Below are 3,298 nucleotides of genomic sequence, written 5' to 3' on the forward strand. Positions count from 1 at the left end.
CCTGGGTGCGCTGCGAGCCCCGGGCGCCGGAGCCGACGGCGGCGCCGTGCCCGGTGTCGTGGCCCGGCTCGGTGCCGTGCAGTCGCAGGAGCTGCACTCGTCGGCCTGGGGCGTGGCGCAGCGCCTGACCGCACCCGCCACGCTGGAACAGGTACAGGCGGCCCTGGCCGACGGCTCGGTCCTGCGCACGCACATCCTGCGGCCCACCTGGCACTACGTGGTCCCCGAGGACCTGGCGCCCCTGATGACGGCCACCGCGCCCCGGATCCGCCGGGCGATGGCCTCGACGGAACGGTCCTACGGCTTCGACCACGCGGCCCTCCCTCGCAGACATGACGTCGTCGCTGGCGCGCTGGCAGACGGCCCGCTGACCCGCAAGGAGATCGGCGCCGCGCTCGCCGAGGCGGAGGGCGCACCGCTGGACGCCTGGCACCTGGGCCAGCTCATGATGCACGCGGAGCTCGACCTGATCGTGGCGAGCGGTCCGATGCGGGGCAAGCAGGCCACCTACCGGCTGCTGCCGGAGCAACGGTCCTGGGACGAGGACGCCGCCCGCGCCCACCTGGCCCGCGCGTACGTGCGGGGACACGGTCCGTGCCGCGCCGAGGACGTGGCCTGGTGGGGCACCCTGACCAAGACCACGGCCCGGGCAGCCGTGGCCGACGCCGGGCTCACCCCGCACGAGATCGCGGGTCTGACGCTCTGGACCGACGGCGACCTGCCCGGCCCGGCCCCGGCGGGCACCGTGCGCCTGCTGTCGGTCTACGACGAGTTCTTCTGCCACGACTTCAAGAGCTGGCCGTCCCTGACCCGTGACGGCATGCCGAGCCGCTGGCTGTACACCGGCCTCGTCGTGGTGGACGGGATGATCGCCGGCGGGTGGTCACGGGTGCTCAAGGCCCAGACCGTGGACATCACGGTCGAGCTCATGGACGAGCCGTCGGCCGCGGTGTGGTCGGCGCTGGAGGCCGAGGCCGGGCGGTACGGCGCGTTCTGCGGCCTCGAACCCACGTTGGCCCGGGGCCCGGTGGGCAAGGGCACCATCGGCTGACCCGCCGACGGGCAGCGCGCGGTACGGCGCGCCGGGGTGGCGTCGTCCGCGCCCGGGTGGGCAGACTCCGCACATGACTCGTATCGCCGTCGAAGGTCAGGCCAAGCGCACCCACCCCGCCGAGCGCGGGACCGTCAACCTGCACGTCGCGTTCTCGGGCACCCTCCGCAACGACGTGGTGGAGCAGGTGGCCCGGACCCACACGATCCTCGTGGACCAGGCCAAGGCGCACGTCGAGTCGGGCGCCGCGGAGAAGTGGGACTCCGCCTCCGTGCACTCGTACGTCTACGACGACCGGGTCAAGAGCTCCGGCTCCGGCGGCAAGCAGCGCATCCGCCGGTTCCGGGCCTCGGCGCGGCTCTCGGTCACGTTCAGCGACTTCGAGGTCCTGTCCACGTGGCTCGCCGACATCATGGACGTCGAGGGCGTCGAGATCGACTGGCTGAACTGGACCCTGACCGACGAGACCCGCAAGACGCTGCAGGCGGAGGCCCGCGTCGAGGCCGCCGAGGAGACGGTGGTGCGCGCCCAGTCCTACGCCGACGCGCTCGGCCTGGGCCCGGTGTCCCCCGTCGCCATCTACGAGGCGGGGCTGCGTGGGGGCAACGACGGCGGAAACACCCCGATGTACGCCATGCGGGCCGGCGCGATGGCCGCCCCCGGCGGCGGCGCCCAGGTCGAGCTGCAGCCCCGGGACATCGACGTCGAGATCACCGTGTCCGCCGACTACGAGACGGGCCCCGTCGTCGAGGCCTGAGGCAGCACCCCGGCGGAGCGCAGCCGGCCGAGCACCAGGTCGTGGGGCACGGCGGTCGCCGTGCCGCGGTGCCCCACGGTGGTCGTCGCCATGAACAGCGAGTTGAGCAGGGCCTCCTCCGTCGCGTCCATCGTCGCCGCGAAGAGGGGGTCCAGGTCGCCGTCGGCCACGCTGCTCGACGGCGCGGCACCCGGCGCGGCGGCACTCGTGCTGAACGCCAGGGCGTAGTCGCCGCTGCCGCCCGCGAAGTCGGAGCCCACCCGCGCCATCGCGAACACGGCCCGCCGCGCGACCCGGCCGAGCTGGCGCGCGTCCAGGGGCGCGTCGGTGGCGACGACGATCATGCAGGAGTTGCCCTCGGGCTGGTTCGTGGCGTTCGTTGGCGCGCCGGCAGCGCCGACCGGGCTCGCGCCGTCGTCGACCGGCCGGATCGGGACGCCGCGCACGGTGAGCGTGCCCGAGAAGTTGGACTGCACCAGCACGCCCACCGTCCGACCGTCGACCAGGCGGGACGACGTGCCGATCCCGCCCTTGAACCCGAGCGCCATGGTGCCCGTCCCGGCGCCGACGCAGCCCTCGCCGGGCAGGCCGGGGGCCGCGCCGTCGAGGGCGGCCAGCACGTGCGCCTCGGTGACGGGCCGGGCTCGGATGTCGCTGAGCCTGCCGTCGTTGGTCTCGCCCACGACCGGATTGAGGGTGCGGGTCTCCTCGTGTCCCGGGCCGGCGAGCACGTGCGTGACCAGGGCGTCCGCGGCACGAAACGCGCTCAGCGTTGCCGTCAGCAGGATCGGCGTCTCGATCTCGCCCAGCTCGGCCACCTGGGTGGCGCCGACCAGCTTGCCGAACCCGTTCCCGACGAACAGCCCGCACGGCAGGCTGCGCCCGCCGTCGCCCAACGCGTCAGGAACGATCGCCGTGACCCCGGTGTGCAGGCGGGGCGGGTCCACGATCGTGGTGTGCCCCACCCGCACACCAGGCACGTCGGTGATGGCGTTCAGGGGGCCGGTCGCGAGCGGCCCGACGAGAATCCCGAGCTCGCGCACCCGGCGGGGCCGCTGGTTGTCCGTCATGGGAACAGCATGCGCGATCTACTCAGCCGACCTTTGCGTATGAGCAACGACCGAACCGGCGGGCACCCGCGGCGCGGCAGAATGGCAGCGTGCGCCTCGATGCCGACACCTGCCGGTCCCGGTTCGCCGCGGCCCGGCACGCCTATCTCGCCACGAACGACGACGACGGCGTGCCGCAGCTCGTGCCGGTCACGTTCGCGCTGGTCAGTGCCGTCGGCGCCACGGCTGCGGGCGCACCGGCCGACGAGATCGTCGTCGCCGTCGACCACAAGCCGAAGACCACACGGGACCTGAAGCGCCTGCGCAACATCGCGGCGAACCCGCGCGTCGCCGCCCTCGCGGACCGGTACGACGACGACTGGTCCCGGCTGTGGTGGGTGCGGGCGGACGGAGTCGCCGCCGTCGAGCACGGCGGCGAGC

The 3,298-nt window shown here is 74.0% G+C and carries 4 protein-coding genes; 3 read left to right on the forward strand and 1 reads right to left on the reverse strand.

Annotated features, from left to right (window positions below):
• Both PROKR_RS34030 and PROKR_RS30580 read left to right on the forward strand, forming a co-directional pair.
• Nucleotides 1–1,051 (forward strand): winged helix DNA-binding domain-containing protein (locus PROKR_RS34030; protein ID WP_211240044.1); only part of this gene is annotated, 1,051 nt, incomplete at its 5' end.
• A gap of 73 nt (nucleotides 1,052–1,124) precedes the next feature.
• Complete coding sequence (locus PROKR_RS30580; RefSeq protein WP_020016921.1) at nucleotides 1,125–1,808, forward strand: SIMPL domain-containing protein; 684 nt, start codon at nucleotides 1,125–1,127, stop codon at nucleotides 1,806–1,808.
• On the opposite strand, the gene PROKR_RS06135 is transcribed toward PROKR_RS30580, so the two are convergent.
• Entirely contained in the window at nucleotides 1,778–2,878 is a 1,101-nt protein-coding gene (locus tag PROKR_RS06135; RefSeq protein WP_036960726.1) for a P1 family peptidase, read from the reverse strand. The two genes, PROKR_RS30580 and PROKR_RS06135, sit on opposite strands and share 31 nt — an antisense overlap.
• Nucleotides 2,879–2,967: 89 nt before the next feature.
• On the opposite strand from PROKR_RS06135, the gene PROKR_RS34035 reads away from it, so the two are divergent.
• A partial coding sequence (locus tag PROKR_RS34035) for a TIGR03668 family PPOX class F420-dependent oxidoreductase (protein WP_051432733.1) occupies nucleotides 2,968–3,298 on the forward strand: 331 nt, incomplete at its 3' end.

It is taken from the genome of Promicromonospora kroppenstedtii DSM 19349, from assembly GCF_000515355.1.
Taxonomy (GTDB): domain Bacteria; phylum Actinomycetota; class Actinomycetes; order Actinomycetales; family Cellulomonadaceae; genus Promicromonospora; species Promicromonospora kroppenstedtii.